This is a genomic window from Deltaproteobacteria bacterium, assembly GCA_019310525.1.
Classification (GTDB): Bacteria; Desulfobacterota; DSM-4660; order Desulfatiglandales; family HGW-15; genus JAFDEE01.
In genome coordinates this window covers 1-20,049 of sequence record JAFDEE010000095.1, presented here as the reverse complement: position 1 = coordinate 20,049, position 20,049 = coordinate 1, and the positions used below count along the sequence as shown (strand labels likewise).

General features: G+C 56.5%; 17 protein-coding genes. 5 read left to right on the top strand and 12 right to left on the bottom strand.

Going from position 1 to position 20,049, the window contains the following annotated elements; all coding sequences use genetic code 11:
- The 3 genes from JRF57_14225 to JRF57_14215 all read right to left on the bottom strand — a co-directional run.
- Positions 1-956, bottom strand: a 956-nt coding sequence (locus tag JRF57_14225; protein ID MBW2304856.1) for a GDP-mannose 4,6-dehydratase, incomplete at its 3' end; no start/stop codon positions are given.
- Between the two features lie 165 nt (positions 957-1,121).
- Positions 1,122-1,631 carry a UpxY family transcription antiterminator gene (locus JRF57_14220; GenBank protein ID MBW2304855.1) on the bottom strand — a complete coding sequence of 170 codons (510 nt, stop codon included), beginning with the start codon at positions 1,629-1,631 and terminating at the stop codon, positions 1,122-1,124.
- Positions 1,628-2,206 carry a winged helix-turn-helix transcriptional regulator gene (locus JRF57_14215; GenBank protein ID MBW2304854.1) on the bottom strand — a complete coding sequence of 193 codons (579 nt, stop codon included), beginning with the start codon at positions 2,204-2,206 and terminating at the stop codon, positions 1,628-1,630. Before JRF57_14215 ends, JRF57_14220 begins: the two co-directional genes overlap by 4 nt.
- A 986-nt stretch (positions 2,207-3,192) precedes the next feature.
- Here JRF57_14215 and JRF57_14210 point away from each other — a divergent pair.
- The 3 genes from JRF57_14210 to JRF57_14200 are packed head-to-tail and all read left to right on the top strand — an operon-like array spanning position 3,193 to position 6,666.
- Positions 3,193-4,716: a PAS domain-containing protein gene (locus JRF57_14210; protein MBW2304853.1), complete on the top strand. Its 1,524-nt coding sequence runs from the start codon at positions 3,193-3,195 to the stop codon at positions 4,714-4,716.
- Between the two features lie 18 nt (positions 4,717-4,734).
- The gene (locus JRF57_14205; GenBank protein ID MBW2304852.1) at positions 4,735-6,081 is read left to right on the top strand and encodes a sigma-54-dependent Fis family transcriptional regulator; all 1,347 of its coding nucleotides are present in this window, start codon (positions 4,735-4,737) and stop codon (positions 6,079-6,081) included.
- Positions 6,082-6,105: 24 nt separating this feature from the next.
- Positions 6,106-6,666, top strand: a complete 561-nt coding sequence (locus tag JRF57_14200) for an archaemetzincin family Zn-dependent metalloprotease (protein ID MBW2304851.1) — start codon at positions 6,106-6,108, stop codon at positions 6,664-6,666.
- A gap of 88 nt (positions 6,667-6,754) precedes the next feature.
- On the opposite strand, the gene JRF57_14195 is transcribed toward JRF57_14200, so the two are convergent.
- Together JRF57_14195 and JRF57_14190 are read right to left on the bottom strand one after the other, a co-directional pair.
- Complete coding sequence (locus JRF57_14195; protein ID MBW2304850.1) at positions 6,755-7,690, bottom strand: glycine cleavage system protein H; 936 nt, start codon at positions 7,688-7,690, stop codon at positions 6,755-6,757.
- 349 nt (positions 7,691-8,039) lie between these two features.
- Complete coding sequence (locus JRF57_14190) at positions 8,040-8,957, bottom strand: diacylglycerol kinase family lipid kinase (protein MBW2304849.1); 918 nt, start codon at positions 8,955-8,957, stop codon at positions 8,040-8,042.
- 574 nt (positions 8,958-9,531) lie between these two features.
- Here JRF57_14190 and JRF57_14185 point away from each other — a divergent pair.
- Positions 9,532-11,004 (top strand): MATE family efflux transporter, encoded by a 1,473-nt coding sequence (locus JRF57_14185; GenBank protein MBW2304848.1) that lies wholly within the window; start codon positions 9,532-9,534, stop codon positions 11,002-11,004.
- Between the two features lie 14 nt (positions 11,005-11,018).
- Positions 11,019-12,209: an amidohydrolase gene (locus JRF57_14180; protein MBW2304847.1), complete on the top strand. Its 1,191-nt coding sequence runs from the start codon at positions 11,019-11,021 to the stop codon at positions 12,207-12,209.
- Here JRF57_14180 and JRF57_14175 read toward each other — a convergent pair.
- The 7 genes from JRF57_14175 to JRF57_14145 form a co-directional block, all read right to left on the bottom strand.
- A complete protein-coding gene (locus JRF57_14175) occupies positions 12,197-13,024 on the bottom strand; it encodes an SDR family oxidoreductase (protein ID MBW2304846.1) in 828 nt (275 codons plus the stop codon). The two genes, JRF57_14180 and JRF57_14175, sit on opposite strands and share 13 nt — an antisense overlap.
- Before the next feature lie 21 nt (positions 13,025-13,045).
- Entirely contained in the window at positions 13,046-14,293 is a 1,248-nt protein-coding gene (locus tag JRF57_14170) for a M20 family metallopeptidase (GenBank protein MBW2304845.1), read from the bottom strand.
- Between the two features lie 157 nt (positions 14,294-14,450).
- Positions 14,451-15,422 (bottom strand): ATP-binding cassette domain-containing protein, encoded by a 972-nt coding sequence (locus tag JRF57_14165; protein ID MBW2304844.1) that lies wholly within the window; start codon positions 15,420-15,422, stop codon positions 14,451-14,453.
- Between the two features lie 4 nt (positions 15,423-15,426).
- The gene (locus JRF57_14160; protein ID MBW2304843.1) at positions 15,427-16,407 is read right to left on the bottom strand and encodes an ABC transporter ATP-binding protein; all 981 of its coding nucleotides are present in this window, start codon (positions 16,405-16,407) and stop codon (positions 15,427-15,429) included.
- A 2-nt stretch (positions 16,408-16,409) separates the two neighbouring features.
- Positions 16,410-17,264 carry an ABC transporter permease gene (locus JRF57_14155; protein MBW2304842.1) on the bottom strand — a complete coding sequence of 285 codons (855 nt, stop codon included), beginning with the start codon at positions 17,262-17,264 and terminating at the stop codon, positions 16,410-16,412.
- Complete coding sequence (locus JRF57_14150; protein MBW2304841.1) at positions 17,261-18,274, bottom strand: ABC transporter permease; 1,014 nt, start codon at positions 18,272-18,274, stop codon at positions 17,261-17,263. Before JRF57_14150 ends, JRF57_14155 begins: the two co-directional genes overlap by 4 nt.
- A gap of 83 nt (positions 18,275-18,357) precedes the next feature.
- Positions 18,358-19,971 carry an ABC transporter substrate-binding protein gene (locus JRF57_14145; GenBank protein MBW2304840.1) on the bottom strand — a complete coding sequence of 538 codons (1,614 nt, stop codon included), beginning with the start codon at positions 19,969-19,971 and terminating at the stop codon, positions 18,358-18,360.
- Between the last annotated feature and the right edge of the window lie 78 nt (positions 19,972-20,049).

The window sequence follows — 20,049 nt, the reverse complement described above, 5'->3', positions numbered from 1 at the left end:
TCCTTGAAATAATCGATCACGTCTTGAATGATCTTTTCGAGATCATGTTCCGGCCTGAACCCGATGAGGTTCTGGATCTTGTCGATGTTGGGACATCTTCTCTCCATATCCTCGAAACCCGGACCATAGGCCTTCTCGTACGGGATATGCTCGATCTCGGACTCGCTTCCCGTCATTTCTTTTACTTTATGTGCCAGATCGTTGATGCTCACCTCGTGATCGTTCCCGATATTGAAGATATCCCCTTCGGCCCGTGGTTCGTCCATCAGCCGAGTGAGGGCGCTGACCACGTCCTTGACATGGGTGAAGCTGCGGGTCTGGGTCCCGTCACCGAACACCGTTATGGGTTTTCCCAGCAGGGCGCTCTGGACAAAGCTGGGCAGTACCATGCCGTATTGGCCGGTCTGTCTCGGCCCCACCGTGTTAAAAAGACGTCCGACCACCACGGGGAGCTTTTTCTCATCAAAATAGGCCAGGGCCAGGAACTCGTCCAATGTCTTGGAGCAGGCATAGGCCCAGCGCCTCTTCTTTACGGTTCCCATCACCCGGTTGTCGTCCTCTGAAAGCGTATGATCCAGGTGCTTTCCGTAGATCTCGGATGTCGAGGCGATGAACACCTTTTTCTTGAAACGATTGGCCAGCCTCAAGACCGTTTCGGTCCCCTTGACGTTGATATCCAGGGTCTCCACGGGGTGATCCATGATATTGCGCACCCCCACCGCCGCCGCAAGGTGGTATACGTGGTCCACCTTGAAGATGAGTTCGTTCATCACAGACTCGTTCAAGATAGTATCCACGACCAAATGAAATTTACGATTATTTTGGATCTTCTCCAGGTTCTTTAGCTTTCCGGTCCACAGGTTGTCTATGACGTAGACTTCGTGTCCCAGTTCAAGCAATTTCTCAGCCAGGTGAGAACCAATGAACCCTGCACCGCCGGTGATCAAATCTTTCATCTTTTCTTATCTCCCTCCAGCCACTGGAAAAACCGGGCTTCGGTTATAGCTCCGCCCCTTTCGGTTACATGCTCCCGAAGAGGATAACATATTGATATTATTATCAATCTCTGTTAATTATCCAAAGAGGCCGGGCCGCGAACGATCCCATCCATCATGGAAAGGCTACACCTTTTCCAGGGCCCAGTCCTCGATTTCCACTTCCAGTGACCGCCGAAGCAGCTCGACGCTGACCACCACCTTGTCCTTTCCCTTGTGACGGAGATAAAAACCGACCAGGCCTTTCAACGGTCCCTCCATGATCATGACCCGGTCTCCCCGCTTCATGTATTCCCGGTTCTGAACGGTCCGATCCGTACCGTCCAAGATCATCAGGGAGGCGATCTCCTCGTCGTTGACCGGAACGGGTTTCCCCTCGAATCCGATCATTCTCACGACTCCCGTGGTCTTGATGATGTCCCAGTAAACCTCTGGATCCAGATCGAACCGAACAAAGACGTATCCGGGAATCATGGGAACAAGGATCTTTTTCCGGCGGTCTTTCCTCCGGCTCATCACCTGGATCCGGGGAAGGAAGGCCTCTACAGACTTGCCGGCCAGGGCGGCATGGACCTTTTGCTCGAACCTGCTGCGGGTATGTACGGCGAACCACTTGGGGATTTCGATCTTCATCATATGGTGGCGATCCTGTCCCGATTGACCCAGTTTGCCATGAGGTTCTTGATGTCCGCCTCCGGATCATCCAAGCGGGTGAGAAGGACCATATCCCAGTCCTTTTTCTTCAGGCGGCTCGTTCCCGCAATCCGGTGACCGAAAAAATTCTTACCGATTTGCTTCTCATCGACGATGCCGATAAGGGTGAGATTGGAGAGTTGGAGGTAGAGATAGGCGAGTTCGGCGACTTCACCGGCTCCGTAGAAAAGGATGTTTTGGACACCCTTTTCTTCCATTTCGGCGTACTTTTTCAGAAGCAGATGTTTGATATCCTTATAAAAATGAACGGAATACCTCAGGTATTCCGCCGTAAGCCTGCTTTTTCTCGCCAGCCCTTCGGGGGTAAGAAAGTATTTCACCCGATTCCTGGGCATGGTCTTGACCTTGAAATACCCCTTGTTGACCAGTCTTTTAAGGAACGCATTCACCAGCCCGAGGGAGATGTTGAGACGGCGGGATAGTTCTCTTTGACTGAAACTCCCGTTCCGGTCGATCTCTCCCATCAGGCGAAGCGTATAAAAGTCTTCTTTTTCCACTAGAGTGTAGTCCGTCGATTTGGACCTAAACTGAGCGTTTCAAAATTTTGAAACGCTCAGTTTAGTTTAGAGTTATGTAGTGTATCGGCCCATAAGAAGAATGTTCAAATTTTGAACGCTATTTGGCGTTCAATAATTGAACGTTTGAAGAGTGCTTTTGTCAAGAAAAAAATGAGTTAGTGTCCATCCATAAATGAGAAAATTTGTGCAAGGTCAAGGAAGGCGAAGATTTTAACCGCCCCGCTTGAGATGCCAAGCGGGACAAGCGTCCATACATTGTAGTATTTTGAAGATTAAACTACTATCGGCTGAAGCCGTAAGCTTAGGGGCCAAGGGGTCGAGGGGTCAAGTGAAAAACATCTTTCTTTAAATCCCGGTTTCTCACTCGAACCCTGGGCCCCTTGAATCCTTGAACCCTACTAAAAAAAACGATCCAGCTAAAGTTTTCGCCTGGAAAGGCCAAGGTTCTCCCATTTAAAGACCGGGACATTAAAATCTGAGCCTGACCTGTCTGCCGTGCCTGCCTGTCCCGTCGGAACGGCAGATAGGCCCGGCACAGGCAGGCGCAGAGATTGCGGAAATTGGCCATTTATGGATGGGCACGAGTTAATCGGTTCTCTTCTAACGCTGATGGAGCCCCACGGGTAAACCCGTGGTCCCCCAAAATACCCGTCTTCGCCTTCGGCTACGCCGCGGTTATCCGCCTCTGGCCTTGGGCCGCATCACGCTGTAGCACAACAATTGTTTGCACATTCATCCACGGCCAAGCCCGTGGTTTTCTGCGAGGGCGGATAAAAATCCGTTATGGAAATCAAAGGAGCCTGCCATCGTAGGGGCACCCCACCCTTGACCACTGCGATTTTTACCTTTATCTTCTAGGGAAATATAAATCCCCTCACCACGCCGGTCGCCTCCAATGCCGTTTTTACAATAAACTCACCCCGTTCCGGGCTTTCAGCCCAGCGGCACTTTAAGAGGAGCACCCCTTGGAGCAATCACCCGGAAAATTGACCCTGAATCTGGCCATCGTGGGCGGAGGCAGGGGCTGCAAGGTCATCTTAAGTCTTCTTGAAAAAAGCAGTCTCGACTTCCTGGATATAAACATAGTAGGGGTCTGCGACATCAATCCCAGGGCCAAGGGGCTCCTTTACGCAAAGTCCAAGGGTATTTTCACCACCACAAACCTTAAGGATCTCTTCAAGATCAAAAACCTGCATGCCCTGATCGAGCTTACCAATGACCGCAAGGTCTTCCACGACCTCATCTGCCTCAAACCCGAGGGTGTCGGTGTGCTGGACCGCAACATCGGGAGATTATTGGCCGGCCTTTTCAATATAGACCAAAAGTTGAAATCCGCTGCAAACCAGTTGGCCTCCGCCCGGGCGGCCACGGACTTTCTCATCCACCAGGCGAACGAGCGTATCGTGGTCCTGAACCCGGATTTCACCATCGTGGAAGCCAATGAACCATACCTGGCCGCTGTTCAGAAACCGCGGGAAGAGGTCATCGGTGCCCATTGTTATGAGATCACCCATGAACTCACGGCCCCCTGCTCTGTATCTCACCCGGAGCAGGGCTGCCCCATGATGGACACGTTGCGGACCGGCAACTCCGCCCATGTCATCCACGAACATCCGGTCAAGGGCGGTCAGACGATATACTGCGACATGGTGACCTATCCCCTCAAGGATCAAAAGGGCGAAATCATCCAGGTCATCGAGGTATGGAGAGACATCACTGATGAACTGGCCACACGATGGGAAAGACGCCTCAGGGCCGTGAAGGCCGACATGAAAAAGCTCATCCAGGAAGACCGCCTCATGTCCCTTGGAAAACTCGTGGCCAGCAGCGTCCACGAAATCAACAACCCGATTCAAGGGTTGCTCACATTCAGCAAACTCATGGAGGAGATGCTCGAGGAAGGTGACCCTGGACCTGAAGAACTGAATAAATTCAGGGAGTTTCTCCCCATCATGTCCAGGGAACTGGAACGATGCGGAAACATCATATCCGGTCTTCTTTCCTTTTCCCGTCAATCGACCCGCAAGTTTCGCCGCCTGGACCTCAACCAGGTCCTACGGGAAGTCATCACGCTGACCCGCCATAAGATGGAACTCCAGGAGATCCAACTCTACCTGAACCTCCATACCACTCCCTTGATCGTCCAGGGGGATGTCAATCAGCTCCAGCAATGTTTTCTCAATCTGGCCTTCAACGCCATGGAGGCCATGCCCGACGGAGGGAAACTTTCCATCACCACGCAGTGGGATGAATCCGAAGAACTTGCCGAGGTCACCGTAGAGGATACCGGATGCGGGATTCGGGAAGAGGATCTCGACCATATCTTTGATCCCTTTTTTACAACCAAGGAGGAAGGGGAGGGAACCGGCCTGGGCCTTTCCATCGTCCATGGAATCGTGAGATCCCACGGTGGCAAGATTCGAATCGAGAGCCGGGTGGGTGCCGGCACGAAGTTTATCTTGAACTTCCCCATATCCCCGAATCCTTGACCATTCGCGGAGAAGATCATGGATGAAAAAATGAGCATCATGATCGTGGATGATGAGATGATCATTCGTGAATCCTTCATTCACTGGTTTCGAAAGTACGGACACCGGGTGGAGGCTGCGGCCTCCGGATCCGAGGCCTTGGAGAAGCTGGAGAAGACGGCCTTTGACCTCCTCTTCGTAGACATCAAGATGCCGGGAATGGACGGGATCGAATTACTGGAGAGAATCAAGGAAGAGTACCCCGATACCATCGTCGTTATTATCACTGCCTACGGCTCCATTGATACGGCCGTGAAGGCCATGAAACTTGGGGCGACCGACTACCTCCTCAAGCCATTCAAGCCTGAACAGGTAACCCTTGTCATGCAGAAGGTGGCCCAACAAAGGGCCCTGGTTTCCCAATGCCGGTATCTCAGGGACCGAATCGAGGAAATGACCCGATTCGACAATATCATCGGTCAGTCCCCAAAGATGGAGGAGATCTTTCGGCTCATTCCGGAGGTCGCCCAAAGCAATTCCTCCATCCTGATCGTCGGAGAGACCGGAACGGGCAAGGAACTGATCGCAAAAGCGATTCATGCCAAAAGCCCCCGGGCCAACGGTCCCTTTGTGGCCATCAATTGCGGGGCACTGCCCGACACGCTCCTGGAGAGCGAGTTGTTCGGATACCGGAAGGGGGCCTTCACCGGGGCTGTCAGCGGCCGCAAGGGCTACCTGGACATCGTATCCGGCGGTACTCTCTTTTTGGATGAAATCGGGGAGATAAGTCCCAAGATGCAGGTGGACCTCTTGCGGGTCCTGGAAGAAAAAAAGATCACCCGGATCGGCGATCGGCATCCTATCGACGTGGATTTCCGGCTGATATCGGCCACGAGACGGAACCTCGAAAAAGCGGTCGCTCAAGGAAATTTCAGGGAGGACTTCTACTACCGCATCAACGTGATCATGATTCGCGTCCCCCCCTTGAGGGAAAGGAAGGAAGACATACCCCTGCTCGTCCAGCATTTTCTCCAAAAATACAGCAGGGAAACGGCAAAGAGGGTGGACCATATCGACCGGGAAGCCATGGAGATCTTGAAAAGGTACGATTGGCCGGGAAACGTGCGGGAACTCGAGAACGCCATTGAACGGGCCGTTGTGCTCTCCAAGTCAAGGACGCTGGGGAGTGAAAGTTTCTCCTTCCTGGCTGCCCCCCAGCCCCTGGAGGTGAAGCGGAGATCGTTGCGGGAGGTGGAAAGGCGGTACATCGAAAAAGTCCTTGAAGAGTGCGGGTGGAACGTGACCCGCGCCGCCGAGGTCCTGGATATCAACCGGGTCACGTTACACAAGATGATCAAAAGGTACGGACTGCAGCGCCCGTCCTGATCAGGCCCGATGATACAGCATCACATGAACGAAAAACCGATACGAGTCGGCGTCGTACCCATTGGAAACCTGGACGGGATTTTCGCAAAAACCGTTGCCGCCCACCTCCTGGGATACTTCCATCTACAAGTGGACATCCTCTCACCCATGGGGCATCCGGACTACGCCTTCGACCCCGGGCGACGCCAGTTTGATGCCGGACTCATTCTAAAGGCACTGGGAAAAAGGCCCTTTCGAAACTCTCAAAAAGTGATCGGTATTGTGGACGTTGACCTCTTCGTCCCGATCCTCACCCATGTTTTCGGTGAAGCCGAACAGGGAGGCAGACATGCACTGGTCTCTCTCCACCGATTGAGGAAAAGGGAGGACGGCGCCCCAGCACCCCTTTCTCAACTCCTCGAAAGAACCGCCAAGGTCGCCCTCCATGAAACCGGACACCTTTTCGATCTCCTCCATTGCCGGGAGAAAAGGTGTGTCATGCACTTTTCAGGCAGCTTGAGGGACCTGGACCAGACCCCTCTTTTCCTTTGCAAGTATTGCTCTCTCTACCTCCGGGATGCCTTCAAGCGCGCTTCGCGGCCTTGAAGCACGATTCTCGATCAACCCCTCCACTCCCCCCTTGAAGTTTTTCCCGGTACAGGGACGTTTACAATTCCTGAAAAACCCCGGGAAACTAAGTCGCTTCCGTATGGAGAAACTCTTGCACCAGGCGATCCCATCCCAGATCCGGGTAACGACCATAGAGGTCGTCCAGGACTTCGCCGCCCGTGGCCGCGAGTTTTTCATAATCTTGCCCTATGAGGGCCATCAGTTTGCGACTCTCCCTCTCCATCCACCGGTAACTTTCCTCTTCGAAATAGAGATTCTTGAGATTTCGTTTGGGAAGATCGGGCTCAATGATAAGCAGCCACCCCTCCCTGTAAGGGTCTTGACTAGCGAGTGCCGGGTATTCCCCTGCCTTGTGGTTAACTGCAAGCACGGTGCCGGACACGGGGGAGAGCACGGCGGCCCTCCGCTCATCCCGCCCAAAGACCCATCCAACCTGGTCCTGTTTCAGGGCTGCCCCCAGGGGTGGGAGGCTCAGGTCTTGAATGGCACCGAACAGCTTTGTCGCAAAGCCGTCCAGGCCGACCCTCACCCGGCCCCCGTGCTCGAAACGTGCCCAGGCATGACCCATGTGATAGTAATATCCCTCCGCCATCTTGAAACCTGAAACCCGGCGATAGGCAGGTGCGCTCCCCATGCCCGTCATGTCCAGTTCATCCATCATCTGGTCGTAAGGACAGTGGTAACATTCATAGTTCCAGGAACAGATCTTGGGCGCCTCGATGTGGCCCGTCAAGTAATGACGGCATGGCCTGGAAGCCCCACGATAGCGCTCCTTCAACTGCTGCACCCATCCCGGTTGGCTGCCCCTTGAGTCGGGCGAACCCTCCTTTTCCATGGCCTTCCGCATACCCCTGTCAAAGGGGCAATTGAAACAATCATAAGCATTGTCGCAGAGTCGAAAGTTGACGACCCCCGCCTTCATCCAGATGCATTCCTTTTCAAGCACCTGGAAACCCATGATCCCTTTCTTCTTTTCCCGATCTTTTGCTTTTCCTGGCATCCCTTTTCCTCCTTCCCCTTGAGATCTTCTCTCATCCTTGTCCAATCCCCATTCATTACCCCTTTCATCAGGTGTGTTTTAGTGCAATGGGGATGCCAGGGTGGACTTTCGTTGGTCGGGGCCACCTAACCACCTGAATTGTCGGCAAGTTAGCGATGATTCGCTGAATGTAATGATGAGCAGGGGAAAAATGAAGCGTGTTCCAAGAGGAAAGAAAGGCTACAGGAAGTCAAGACAAAACCGGTCCGCTTAATTTATTGTTTCAATTATTTCAGTTAGATATGAAATGTGTTGCTTTTGGCTACACCAAATGTTGCCGATTTCATCGAAAAATTCGGCCTATTCTATCTTAGGGCCTCCAGAGGCGCGCCGTTGTCCTTTCAGGGACACAAAGGGAAACGGCCCTGGGAACTACGTGGATCCGTGCCGGGAGTTCTCCAAAGGGATCCCCATCCACATGGAAAGGAACCCGCCCTTCCGAGTCGAGGATAATCTCTTTCCCCCTGTGAAAGGCCACATCCCCCTCTACCTCGTGGAGGCTTCCCCGATAGGCCGAGTATGCATGGCGCACGAAGTTGATGGGGCTTTTCCTCTTGAAGCAACAAACATCCAGGAAGCCATCCTGGGGTGTGGCATCTCGAAATAGTTTGAAAAACCCACCGTAGCGCGGCATATTTCCCACCACAGCCAGGATGGTCTCCTCATCCACCAGGTTGCCGTCCACTTTGACCCGTATCGGGGGGAAGGGGTATTGAAACATCTTGGCCATCACCAGGGGGAGATAACTCCTCAGGGAAATGGCGCGCCCCTGCCGTTTCCTGGCCATGGCCTCCACCACGGCCGCATCAAACCCCGCCCCTGCGCATAAGAGGAAGAACCTCTCCCCCGTACACCCCAGATCGATCCAGCACAACCCACCCTCAACGGCCGGTCTCACCTGAGAACTTAAATCGGGTGGAAGTCCAAGTTCCTTTGATACCATATTGGCGGTTCCCGCGGGAATCACGGCCACCGGTGTCTCGGATGAGGCGTCCATCAGACCGTTTACGACCTCGTTAAGGGTCCCATCCCCTCCCACGCAAACCAGGACCTGAACGCGCTTGGCATGTTCCCTTGCCAATTCCCGTCCGTGTCCAGGTCTCCGGGTTTCGAGGGAAACAGCCCTTAGGCCGGCCTTCTCCAGGATTCTCAGCACCGACTCCGCACGTCTGAGGCCATCCCTCTTTCCCGCGATCGGATTCACAATGACAGCCGCTGTCTCGCGCATCTCCTGGTTTTCCGACAAATGCTCCTGTGTGTCCCGCTCGAGGCATTTTGGAATTAAAAAAACGATCGAACTGAAAGCGAGAGTCTTTCTTTCATTCCACGAATGGGGCAATAAATAAATCCATCCTGTTAAGGCTTAACCGGGCAGGATGAAAGATTGACTGGTTGACCGGGAGTTTCATTCTATTACACCCTCTTTCTCCCTGACACGTCAATTTCCTTTCCCGGCAAAGGCCGTTCCCCTTTTCCAAATTGACATTGTCAGCGGCAAGGCCTTGCACAACCCCCGCCACCGTACCGTGAAGCGCGCCCCTTCAGGCATCGAGACCTTTGAAAAATGTTCAATTTTGTCCAAGGGTCAAGGAAGGCGAAAATTTTAACCGCCCCGTGAGGGATGCCAGGAGGGACAGGCATCCATACATTGGAGTATTTCGAGGATTAAACTACTATCGGCTGAAGCCGTAAGCTTAGGGGCCAAGGGGTCAAGTGAAAAACATCTTTACTTTAAATCCCGGTTTCTCACTCGAACCCTGGGCCCCTTGAATCCTTGAACCCTACTAAAAAAAGGATTCATGATGATTGAGCGCTGGAAACACCCTAACGGATACCGAGATGTCCTGGCCATCAGCCTGCCGCTCGTGGCCTCCATGGGTTCGCTCACCCTCATGCAGTTTACGGACCGGGTGTTCCTGGCCAATTACTCCATCAATGCCATCTCAGCAGCCCTTCCGGCGGGTATCCTCTCCTTTACGGCCATCTCCTTCTTCATGGGGGTGGCCACATACACAAACGCCTTTGTCGCTCAGTACACCGGCGCGCGGGCCTACACCAAGGTCGGAGCGTCCCTGTGGCAGGGGATCTATTTTTCTCTGTTCTCAGCGCTTTTCCTTGCATCCCTCTGTTTTGTTTCGAAACAACTTTTCAACCTTATAGGACACTCACCCCAGGTTCGCACCCTGGAAGTGACCTACTTCAACATCCTGACCCTTGGGGCCGGGCTCCCGGTGCTGGGCTCGGCCCTGGCCGCATTTTATACGGGTCGTGGGCTGACCTGGACTACTATGGCGGTTCACATGACGGGAGCCGCGGTCAACATCCCTTTGGACTACTGCCTCATCAACGGTGTGGGGCCCTTTCCGGAACTCGGGATCGTGGGTGCGGGGATCGCCACCGTTGCGGCTTACGCCGTCATCGTCACTGTCCTGGCCCTGCTCATCTTCAGCCGGGGCAACCGACGAACTTACGGGACCTGGCGGGCCCGAAGATTCGACAGGGATCTCTTCGGCCGTCTCATGCGTTATGGCCTTCCAAGCGGCATCCAATTTTTTCTGGAAATCTCAGGGTTCACCTTCTTCATTCAGATGATCGGCCGCCTGGGGGACCTGGAGCTTGCCGCCTCCAACATCGTACTTTCCATTGAATCATTGTCCTTCCTGCCCATGGTGGGTTTCCATATCGGAAACTCCACCCTCGTGGGCCAGGCAGTGGGCCGGGGCAATCCCGAGGATGGAGTCTACTCCACCTCCAGTGCGCTTCACATTACCCTGTTCTACATGATGCTGATTTCAGCAGTTTTTCTTCTAACCCCAAGGCCTCTCCTCGACCTATTCAAGGACGGCGCCTCCAGCGCCCTCGAGTACGCCGAAATCAGCGACCTGGGGGTCATCTTGCTCCGCTTCGTGGCCGTCTTCTGCCTCTTCGATTCCCTGAACCTGATTTTTTCGGGAGCAATAAAGGGTGCCGGTGACACTCGGTTCATCATGTGGACCGTGGGAGCCATGTGTCTGGGCATGATGATTATCCCCACCTACCTGGCGGTGGAGGTCTTCGGCGGGGGACTTTTCACGGTCTGGACCATCGCCACCCTTTACGTCTGTGCCCTTGGCGTCGCCTTCATGCTCCGATACAAGCAGGGCAAGTGGAAGGAAATGCGCGTGATCGAAGAGCAGGATGAGATTCGGGGAATAGCCGGGGGATTCCCGACTCAGACGGGAATCGCCGCCAAGGCCCCGGATCCCTGCTTTGGACCCGAAACGCAAGAGAGATGAAAGGAGGAAGCGGAATGGAGCTGCGAGGCATCTTGGAGCAGGCGAGAGAATTGGAGGGATACCTTACCGAAATCCGCCGCGGAATCCACAAGAATCCCGAACTGGGATTCCAGGAAAGAAAAACCACCGCTCTCGTAAGGGAGGAACTGGCCCGCCTCGGGCTGGAGATCCAGCCCTTGGAACTTGAAACCGGCGTGGTCGCTCTCTTGAGAGGATCCGGGTCCGGACCGGATACCGCCACCGGTCTCCGCGCGGACATGGACGCCCTTCCGGTGACCGAGAGGACGGGACTCCCTTATGCCTCCGAAAACAGAGGGGTGATGCATGCCTGCGGCCATGACGGCCACGTGGCCCTTCTCCTGGGTACGGCCCACATTCTCTCAGGCTTGCGGGACCGATTCTCCGGCGTCGTCAAATTCCTTTTCCAACCGGCCGAGGAACTTTTGACCGGTGCCCGGGCATTGATCGCCGCGGGTTGCCTTCAGAACCCTCCGTTGGACCGGATCATCGCAGCCCACGGGTGGCCCTATATCGCAGTGGGCAAGATCGGGGTCCTGGCAGGACCCGCCATGGCATCGGCCGACCGATTCAAGGTCCGCATCAAGGGGCGGGGCGGGCACGGGGCCTATCCCCACAGGGCCGTGGACCCGATCCTCGCAGCAGCCCATGCCGTTACAGCGATGCAGGGGATCATCAGCCGCGAAACGGATGCCCTGGAGCGGGCTGTCCTATCTGTCTGCACCATGGAAGGGGGCCGGGCCTTCAATGTAATCCCCCGGGAGGCCCTGCTGGAAGGAACCGTCCGTTGCATGCGGGAGGGACTTCGGGAGGAAATCCGCCGACGGCTGGAACGCGTGGTCAAAGGAACAGCCACAGCCTTTGGATGCGAGGGGGATCTCGAATGGACGGAACTCGTCCCACCCCTCGTGAACGACCCGGAACTTACCCGCACGGTCGAGGAAACGGCGAGGGAAGTGCTGGGCCCGGACCGGGTCGAAGAACTTCCAGGGCCTACCATGGGTTCAGAGGATTTCTCACTCTACCTCCAGGAGGGCCCCTGTGGGGTGTTGTTCCGTCTGGGCCTGGCGCTCCCGGGCAAAAAAATTATGGGGCTGCACAACGATCAATTCGATTTCACGGACGCCGCTCTTCCGGTTGGTGCGGCCATGTTGGCAGGGCTCGTGCTCCGAATTCACGGCTCCTGAAATACCCCGCCCTTCTCGTTCTTCCCGGATCCGGCCCCATAAGAGGGGATTCCCAGGGAGTATCCGCCATCCACCACCAAGAGGGCCCCGGTACAATACCTGCTCTTTTCTGAGAGAAGATAGAGGACGGCGTCCGACACGTCCCCCGGCCTCCCGGCCTCTCCCAAGGGAATTCGGGCGAGCTTGGTCCCGTGTTCCGCTCCAGCCTCCCTTTCTCCCAACCTGGAGATCACTTCCTCCGTGCCGATGAGGCCGGGCAGTACCGCGTTCACCCGGATGCCGAAAGGGGCCAATTCCACCGCGAGGACCCGGGTGAGCATGTTGAGTCCGGCTTTGGAGGAAGCATAATGGGCTGTGCCCGGCCGGGAAACGAGGCTTGCCGTCGAGCTCACGTTGACGACCCGGCCCCGGACCTTTCTCTCTATCATGACCCTGGCCACGGCCTGGGTAAGGAGAAAGGGTCCCTTCAGATTCACCCCGAGGACCTGGTCCCATTCCTCTTCACCAAGCTCCAGGAAATTCGTTACCGGGTAGAGCCCGGCATTGTTCACCAGGCCATCCAGGGTCCCGAACCGACCGACCGCCGCCTCCACGAAGGCCGCCGCCTGTTCGGCCCTGGAGACATCGCAGGGGAAGGTGAAGAGATGGTCCTCAGAGGACCTACCCGCACCCGCCTTGAGCCGCTCCAGCCCCTCGCGACCCCTGGCGCAGGCCGCCACCCGGGCCCCATGGGCAAGAAGTACATGGGTCACAGCCTGTCCGATACCCCGTGAGGCCCCCGTTACCATGATCACCTGCCCGGAAAGGTCCTCCATGCGTCTACCTCCCCTGAGAATCTAGGCGCAAAGCTCAATAACAAGGCCGGCAAAAACCTTCGCGGTCTCCACCAGCTCATCCACGGTAATGTACTCATCCACGCTGTGGGCCCTGGAGAAGGCCCCTCCCCCGTACATGATGCCTGCAATGCCTGCCTGGGAGGTCCAGTAAGCATTCCCCAGAGATGAATATCCTTCCATGTTTCCCGTGGGAATCACCTCCTTGCCCGTCATCTCGCGTGTAATCCTGCGCACCGTCTGTACGAAGGGGTGGTCCGGGCCGATCCCGCCCGTCTGCCTGTCGTTCAACAACCGCATGCTCTCCACCACGAATTCGGGATCCCTTTCCTGCAAATCCCGGAGGGTTCGGTCCATGAATTCCTTTATGACCTCCTTTTTCCGAGCAGGGCGAATGTCGAAGGTGATCTTGCAGCGGTCGGGGACGACGTTGATCGCCTCTCCCCCTTGAAGAATGCCTAAGTTTACCGTGGTCGCCCCCATGAGGGGATCGGCATGCAGATCGAGACGGCGGACGGCGTTCGCCAGATCGATCGCCTTCTCGATGGCGTTAACCCCTTCTGAAGGATTCCCCCCATGGGCGGATCGTCCCTTGAGGATGAATTCATACCAAAGCCTGCCCCGCGCCAGGCAGCCAAGGAGGTCTATTCCGGTCGGCTCCCCCACGACATGGTAATCCGGACGTGGAAAACCGCTTTCCTCCAGCCCCCGCTCGATTAGATATCCCATGCCCGGCCATTGCCCGATCTCATCATCCACGGTGGCCGTGAGGAGGAGATCTCCTTTAAGCTTGATCCCGGCCTCCCGCAATGCCCGGTAGACGATGATCTGGATCGCCAGATGACCCTTCGTGTCCTCAGCTCCTCGGCCGTAAACCCTCCCGTCTACGAACGCCCCGGAGAAGGGGGGGTGGGTCCACAGGGACTCTTCTCCGGGGGCGACTACGTCCATGTGGGCGTCCAGGCAAAATACCGGTTTTCGCTCCGAGCCCTCTGCCAGGGCCACCACATTCGGCCGGGGCCAGGCAAGGCCCAGGGCTTCCACCTCTTCCCGGGGGGCTTGCAGGACCACCGGTTTCAGGCCCTCGGCCTCGTACAGCTCGGCCATTTTCTCCGCCATTTCCTCATAATCGCCAGGCGGGTTGACCGATGGGATTCGAATGAGATCCCGGGTGATTCTGACCAGTTCATTCGCATGGGTCTCAATCCTGCGGGCGACCTGTCTGCGAAGGGCCTTCTTGTCAGTGTTCATGAAATTTCCTCCTGTTACCTAAATTGAGCGATTTCCGAGTTTTCAGGGGACCTGCCTGAGGCAGGCAAGTGCAAGGCGCGCAGGCCCGCCAGAAAGCGGCGGACAGGGATTCAGGAATGAGGCTCTCATGCCCAAAATATGGTTGTTGGACACAATTTCACAGGTCCCGGTGACAGGCGATCCAGCGGTTTTCTTCCAACCGGCGCAGCTCGGGGGCGTCTTTCCGGCACAGATCGGTTGCATGGGGGCATCGGGGATGAAACCGGCACCCGGGAGGAAAATCTTCCGGGTTGGGCGGCTCCCCGGATACCGAGATCTCTTCCCCGCTCCCTGCCTTTTTTCCGATTATCGGAATGGCCGAAAGGAGAAACCGGGTATAAGGATGGACCGGATTTTCAAAAATGGCAGGTGTTTCTCCCATCTCCATGATCTTGCCGGCATACATGACCGCCAGTCGCTGGCACATCATGCGAACGACACTCAAGTTGTGGGATATGAAGATATAAGTCAGGTCGAACCTGGACTTGAGGTCCAGGAAAAGTTTCAGGATCGTGGCCTGGACCGAGACGTCCAATCCCGAGGTGGGCTCGTCCAGGATGACAAGAGAAGGATTCAGACAAAGAATTCGGGCCAGACCCAGCCGTCTTTGTTGTCCGCCGCTGAATTCGTGGGGATAGAGGGTGAGATGCTCCTCTCCTAAACCTACCGCCCCGAGCATCTCCCGGATCCGCTCATCGATGGCCTTCCGGTCCAAGTCTGTATGGATATGGAGGGGTTCAGCGAGAATCCGCTTGATCTTCCAGTGGGGGTCCAAGGAAGAGCCAGGATCCTGGTAGACATACTGGATCTCTTTCCTGACCCGGATGGCCTCCCTCTTCGAAAGGCCGGTGATATTTCTCCCCTTGAAAAGGACCTCGCCCCCGGTGGCCCGGTAAATGCCGAGAACAGTCTTTCCCAGGGTGGATTTGCCGCAGCCGCTCTCTCCCACGAACCCGAAGGTCTCACCGGGGAAGACCCGGAAGGAGACTCCGTCCAGGGCCCTTACAAGAGGGACCCGGCGTTCCAGGAACCCGCCGGGTCCCTTGAAATACTTTTTCAATCGCCGAACCTCGAGGATCGGTTCCACCATGAGCTTACTCCAGCGGGCGAAAGCACCGGACCCAGTGCTCTGAATCGATTTCAACCTTAGGGGGCCGCTCCCGGGTACATCTGACCTCGGCCAGGGGACAACGGGGATGGAACCGGCACCCTTCAGGCGGATTAAGGAGGCTCGGCACCTCCCCGGGGATATCCCGGATGTTCCCCTCGGGATTGGGTAAACTTTCCAGGAGCTCCCGAGTATAGGGATGCCCGGGAGACTCGAAGATCCTTTCGGCGGGCGCATCTTCCATGTCCTGGCCCGCGTACATGACTACGATCCTTTTGCAGATCTGGCTCGCCACTCCGAGATCATGAGTGATGAACAGGACAGAGATTCCTCTTTCCTCCACCAGGCCCCTGAAGAGCCGGAGGATCTGGGCCTCCACCGTCACATCCAGGGCGGTCGTCGGTTCATCCGCAATGACCAGGCTCGGACGGGGCAACAGGGCCATGGCGATCATGAGGCGCTGGCGCTGCCCCCCGCTGAACTGGTGGGGGTATTTCCGGAGTTGTTTTACTGGCGAAGGGATCTGGACCTCCTGGAGTATCTCCTTGATCCGCTCCAACCCCGTTCCTTCCGAAAGCCCCTTTCCTCCCTTCCACTTGAGGATGTCACGAATCTGTGTCCCTACCGTAAACACCGGGTTTAAAGAGTTGAAAGGATCCTGTGGCACGAGGGTGATCCCGCGTCCCCGGACCGTTTCGTTCAGCTCCTTTTCAGGCATGGCCAAGAGATCCTTGCCCAGAAAATGCACGGAACCCTCTGTAATTCGTGCCGAAGGGGGAAGGATCCGCAGAACGCTCCGCACCGTGGTGGTCTTGCCCGATCCACTCTCGCCAATGAGCCCGACCACCTCCCCTTTTCCAACGGTCAATTGGACCTGCTCCAAGGCCCGAACCACTCCCCGGTCCGTGTGAAAATGGACGCTGAGGTCCTCGACTGCGAGGAGGGTGTTTTTCCGATCGCGCGCCAAGGCTAATCAAACCCCCTTCGAATCCGGGGATCCAGGATGTCTCTGAGCCCGTCCCCGAGCATGTTGAAACCCATGACCACAATAAAGATGGCCAGCCCCGGAAAGGTGGCGTACCACCAGGCATCAGGTAGATACTGCCTGGACTCGGCGATCGTCACGCCCCATTCCGGGGTCGGGGGCTGGGCCCCTACGCCCAGGAATCCGAGGGTCGCGGCCGTAAGAATAGTAAATCCCATACCTATGGAGCTCCGAACGATAATGGAAGAGGACACGTTGGGGAGCACGTGAAGAAGAACGGTCCGTATCGTCCCGGCCCCCAAGGCCTCGGTCGCCTCAAGGAAAGCCGTCTTTTTCAGGCTGCGGGTCTCCGCGTAGACGATCCTCGTGAACCAAGGCCAGTATGTGATGGAGAGGGCCAGGATAACGCTCCGGATGCTCGGCCGGAAGGACTGGGCGAGGAAGATGGCGAGGATCACCTGGGGAATGGACAGAAAGATATCCGCCACCCGCATGATGAACTCGCTGAACCAGTTCTCGAAGTACCCGGCCAGGAGCCCCAGGGGAACACCGATCAGGAGGGAGACCCCCACGGCGATCATTGAGATGACAAGCGTGACCCTGGCGCCGAAAAGGAGACGACTCAGGATATCCCGGCCCATGCTGTCCGTTCCGAGAAGGTGCTCAGCGGAAGGCGGGCTCAACCGCTCGGCCGGATGTATGCGAAAGGTGTCCTCGGGGTAAGGGGCTAAAAGGCCTGCAAACAATGCGGCTGCCACGAGACTAAGGATGATGAGGAAGCCCGTTAAGGCCAGCCGGTCCCTTGTAAACTTCCTCCATGCAAGCCGAAATCCTGTCATAGTTCCGCCTTCCTAGGATCGACCAGGCTGATGGCCACGTCCACCAGGAGATTCACGGTCACGTAAGCGATACCCGCCCAGAGGGTCACCCCCAGGATGGCCTGATAATCCGAAAGCACGATGGCGTTGAAGGCGTAAAGCCCCAGACCCGGCCAGTCGAAGACCGTCTCAATGACAACGGTACCGGCCAGGAGCAGGCCGAACAGGAGTCCGATCTGGGTCACGGTGGCGATGATAGCGTTCCGCAGCATGTACTTGTAGATGATGAGCCGCGGGGGCAGACCCATGGACCTCTCATAGAGGATATAGTCCTGCTGCACCACGTCCAGGACACCGGAACGGGTAAACCGGGTGATGGTGGCGAAGGAGGCGAAGGCCAGGGTGAGGGCGGGGAGAGCCATATGCCGTAGGGAACTCCAAAGGGCCCCCCAATTGAGGGTGAGGAGGGAATCCAGGATGTACATTCCGGTGATGAAGGTGGGAGGCTCAGTGTCGATCCGTCCGCCAAGAGGGGTGATGCCCAGCCACATGCTGAAGAAGAGCTGGAGCATGATCCCCAGCCAGAAGCTCGCGATAGCCAGCCCCCCGACCGTCACCCCCCGCAGCAGGTGGTCCAGTGTGGAATTGCGCTTGAGGGCCGCTACGATCCCCAGGGGTACCCCGATAAGTATCGAGAGGAGCATGGAAACGAGGGTCAGCTCCAGGGTGGCCGGAAAACGCTCCACAAGATCGTCCAGGACCTTTCGTCCCGAGTAAAGGCTCATACCCAGGTCGCCCCGTGCGAGTTGTTTGAAATAGAGGACGAGCTGGACATGCAGGGGATCGTCGAAGTGGTAACGCTGGCGCAGTTCCTTAACCTGCTCGGGGGTGGCCATCTCGCCCGCCACCAGGGCCGCCGGGTCGGCCGGGATCACACGGGAAATCACGAACACGAGGATGAGAAGACCGAAAATCGTGGGAACGGCGTACAGGATCCTCTTTAAAGTATATATCAACAAACTGAACTGCATATCGAAACAAAAGAACGCCTCCCCCTTCCGCTCAGGGTGGAGCTGCGGGGGAGGCAGGGTTCAACTTCAGGCCCGATGCCGTCTCATACCAGGTAGATCCAGCGGCATTCCTGGCCGTTTCCGATGGGGCAGAATCTCAGGCCCTTAACGTTGTTCCGGTAAGGACCGTACCACTTCGTGTTATAAATCCAGATGTCGGCCGCATCCTTGACCACGATACGGCTCGCCTTTTCGTAGAGTTTCCTTCGGACCTCCTGGTCACTCACAGTACGAGCCTTCCGGAGGATCTCATCCACTTCCGGGTTCTTGTACCAGGCCGAGGCCTTCCATGCCCCCCACCGGCTGGAGCTGTACATCTCTCCGATCCAGTTCTCAGGATCCGCGTAATAGGTGCTCACCCAGTGGATCCACATGTCGGGGGACGTGTTGATATCCTTTGTTTTTCCGGAAAGGGTCGGCCAGGTCTCCCTTACGATATTGACCTTGATACCCAGTTCACGAAGTCCCGCCTGGAGGATGAGGGCGGCGTCGTCGGTTTGAGAGTAACCCGTCATGGGATGGATGTTCAACGGACGGTCCACTTTGACCTTGGCCTTCTTGAGTTCCTCCTTGGCCTTTTGCAGATCAAAGGTATATCCCTTGAGGTCTGCGGGCGCTCCCCACATGTTGTTGGGAATAGGACCGGGGTTCCGGGCCACACGCCCTTTGAGAACCTTGTTGATGAACGCGTCGTAATCAAAGGCGTAGCAGATGGCGCGGCGCACATGGACATCGTTGAAGGGGGCGCGCTGGTTGTGCATCCGGATCAGGAAGATCCGCATGGACTGTTCCTCGTAAACGGTGATGTCCTTGGCCTTCTCGAGTTTTTCGATCTGTTCCACGGGGAGGTAACCATCGCACCCGTGAATATCGCCCTTCATGAGGGCCATGACCCGGGAGGCCGTCTCGTGGATAGTGCGGAATTCGATCTTGTCCACGTGTTGTCCCTTCCAGCCCATCCAGTGGTCTTTGAACCGCTTCGCCTTCCAGCCCACACCCGGGCTGTAGTCCTCAAGCATGTATGCTCCCGATCCCGCATCGTTCCTGGAGAGCCACTCGCTTCCCCAGGCCCCGGGTTTTCCCTCCACCACCTTGGGATTCACCACACAAAAGGTGGGCATGATGGACAGGAAGGGCGCATAAGGTTCCTTCAAGCCGAACTCGATGGTGTAACGGTCCTTGACCTTCACCCCGTCCGGATCGACGACCGGCTTGAAGAGCGCCGAGGCCCCCTTTCCCAGGGCAAGGAGACGTTCCATGCTGTACTTCACCGCCTCAGCAGTCACCTCGTCGCCGTTGTGGAACTTGGCTCCCTTCCGAAGGACGAAGGTCCACTTGAGTTCATCCTTGGAGACCTTGTAGCTTTCGGCGAGCCAGGGATGAATCTTGGGTGGATTGTCCAGATAGCGATAGAGGTGGTCGTAAAGGTTGAGCCGGATATTCTCCGATGTCACGTCGTAAATGGCATGGGGATCCAGGCTCTGGAACTCGCTCGGACAGCCCCAGACATAACGCTCGTTTCCTCCCGCCGCCCAGGCGCGTAACGGGCTGAGCTGAAGCCCGGAGAGCGCCAGGGAACCGATGCCTACGGTCTTGATGAATTCACGCCGGGAATATCCCCGGTGACCCCCCTTGTCGGATGGACCTCTTCCTCCCATGGAAATACCTCCTTTCTGCATACGCGGATCATGCCCCCGCCATCGAGGGCGACCCTCAGAACCGTCCTGGAAATGATT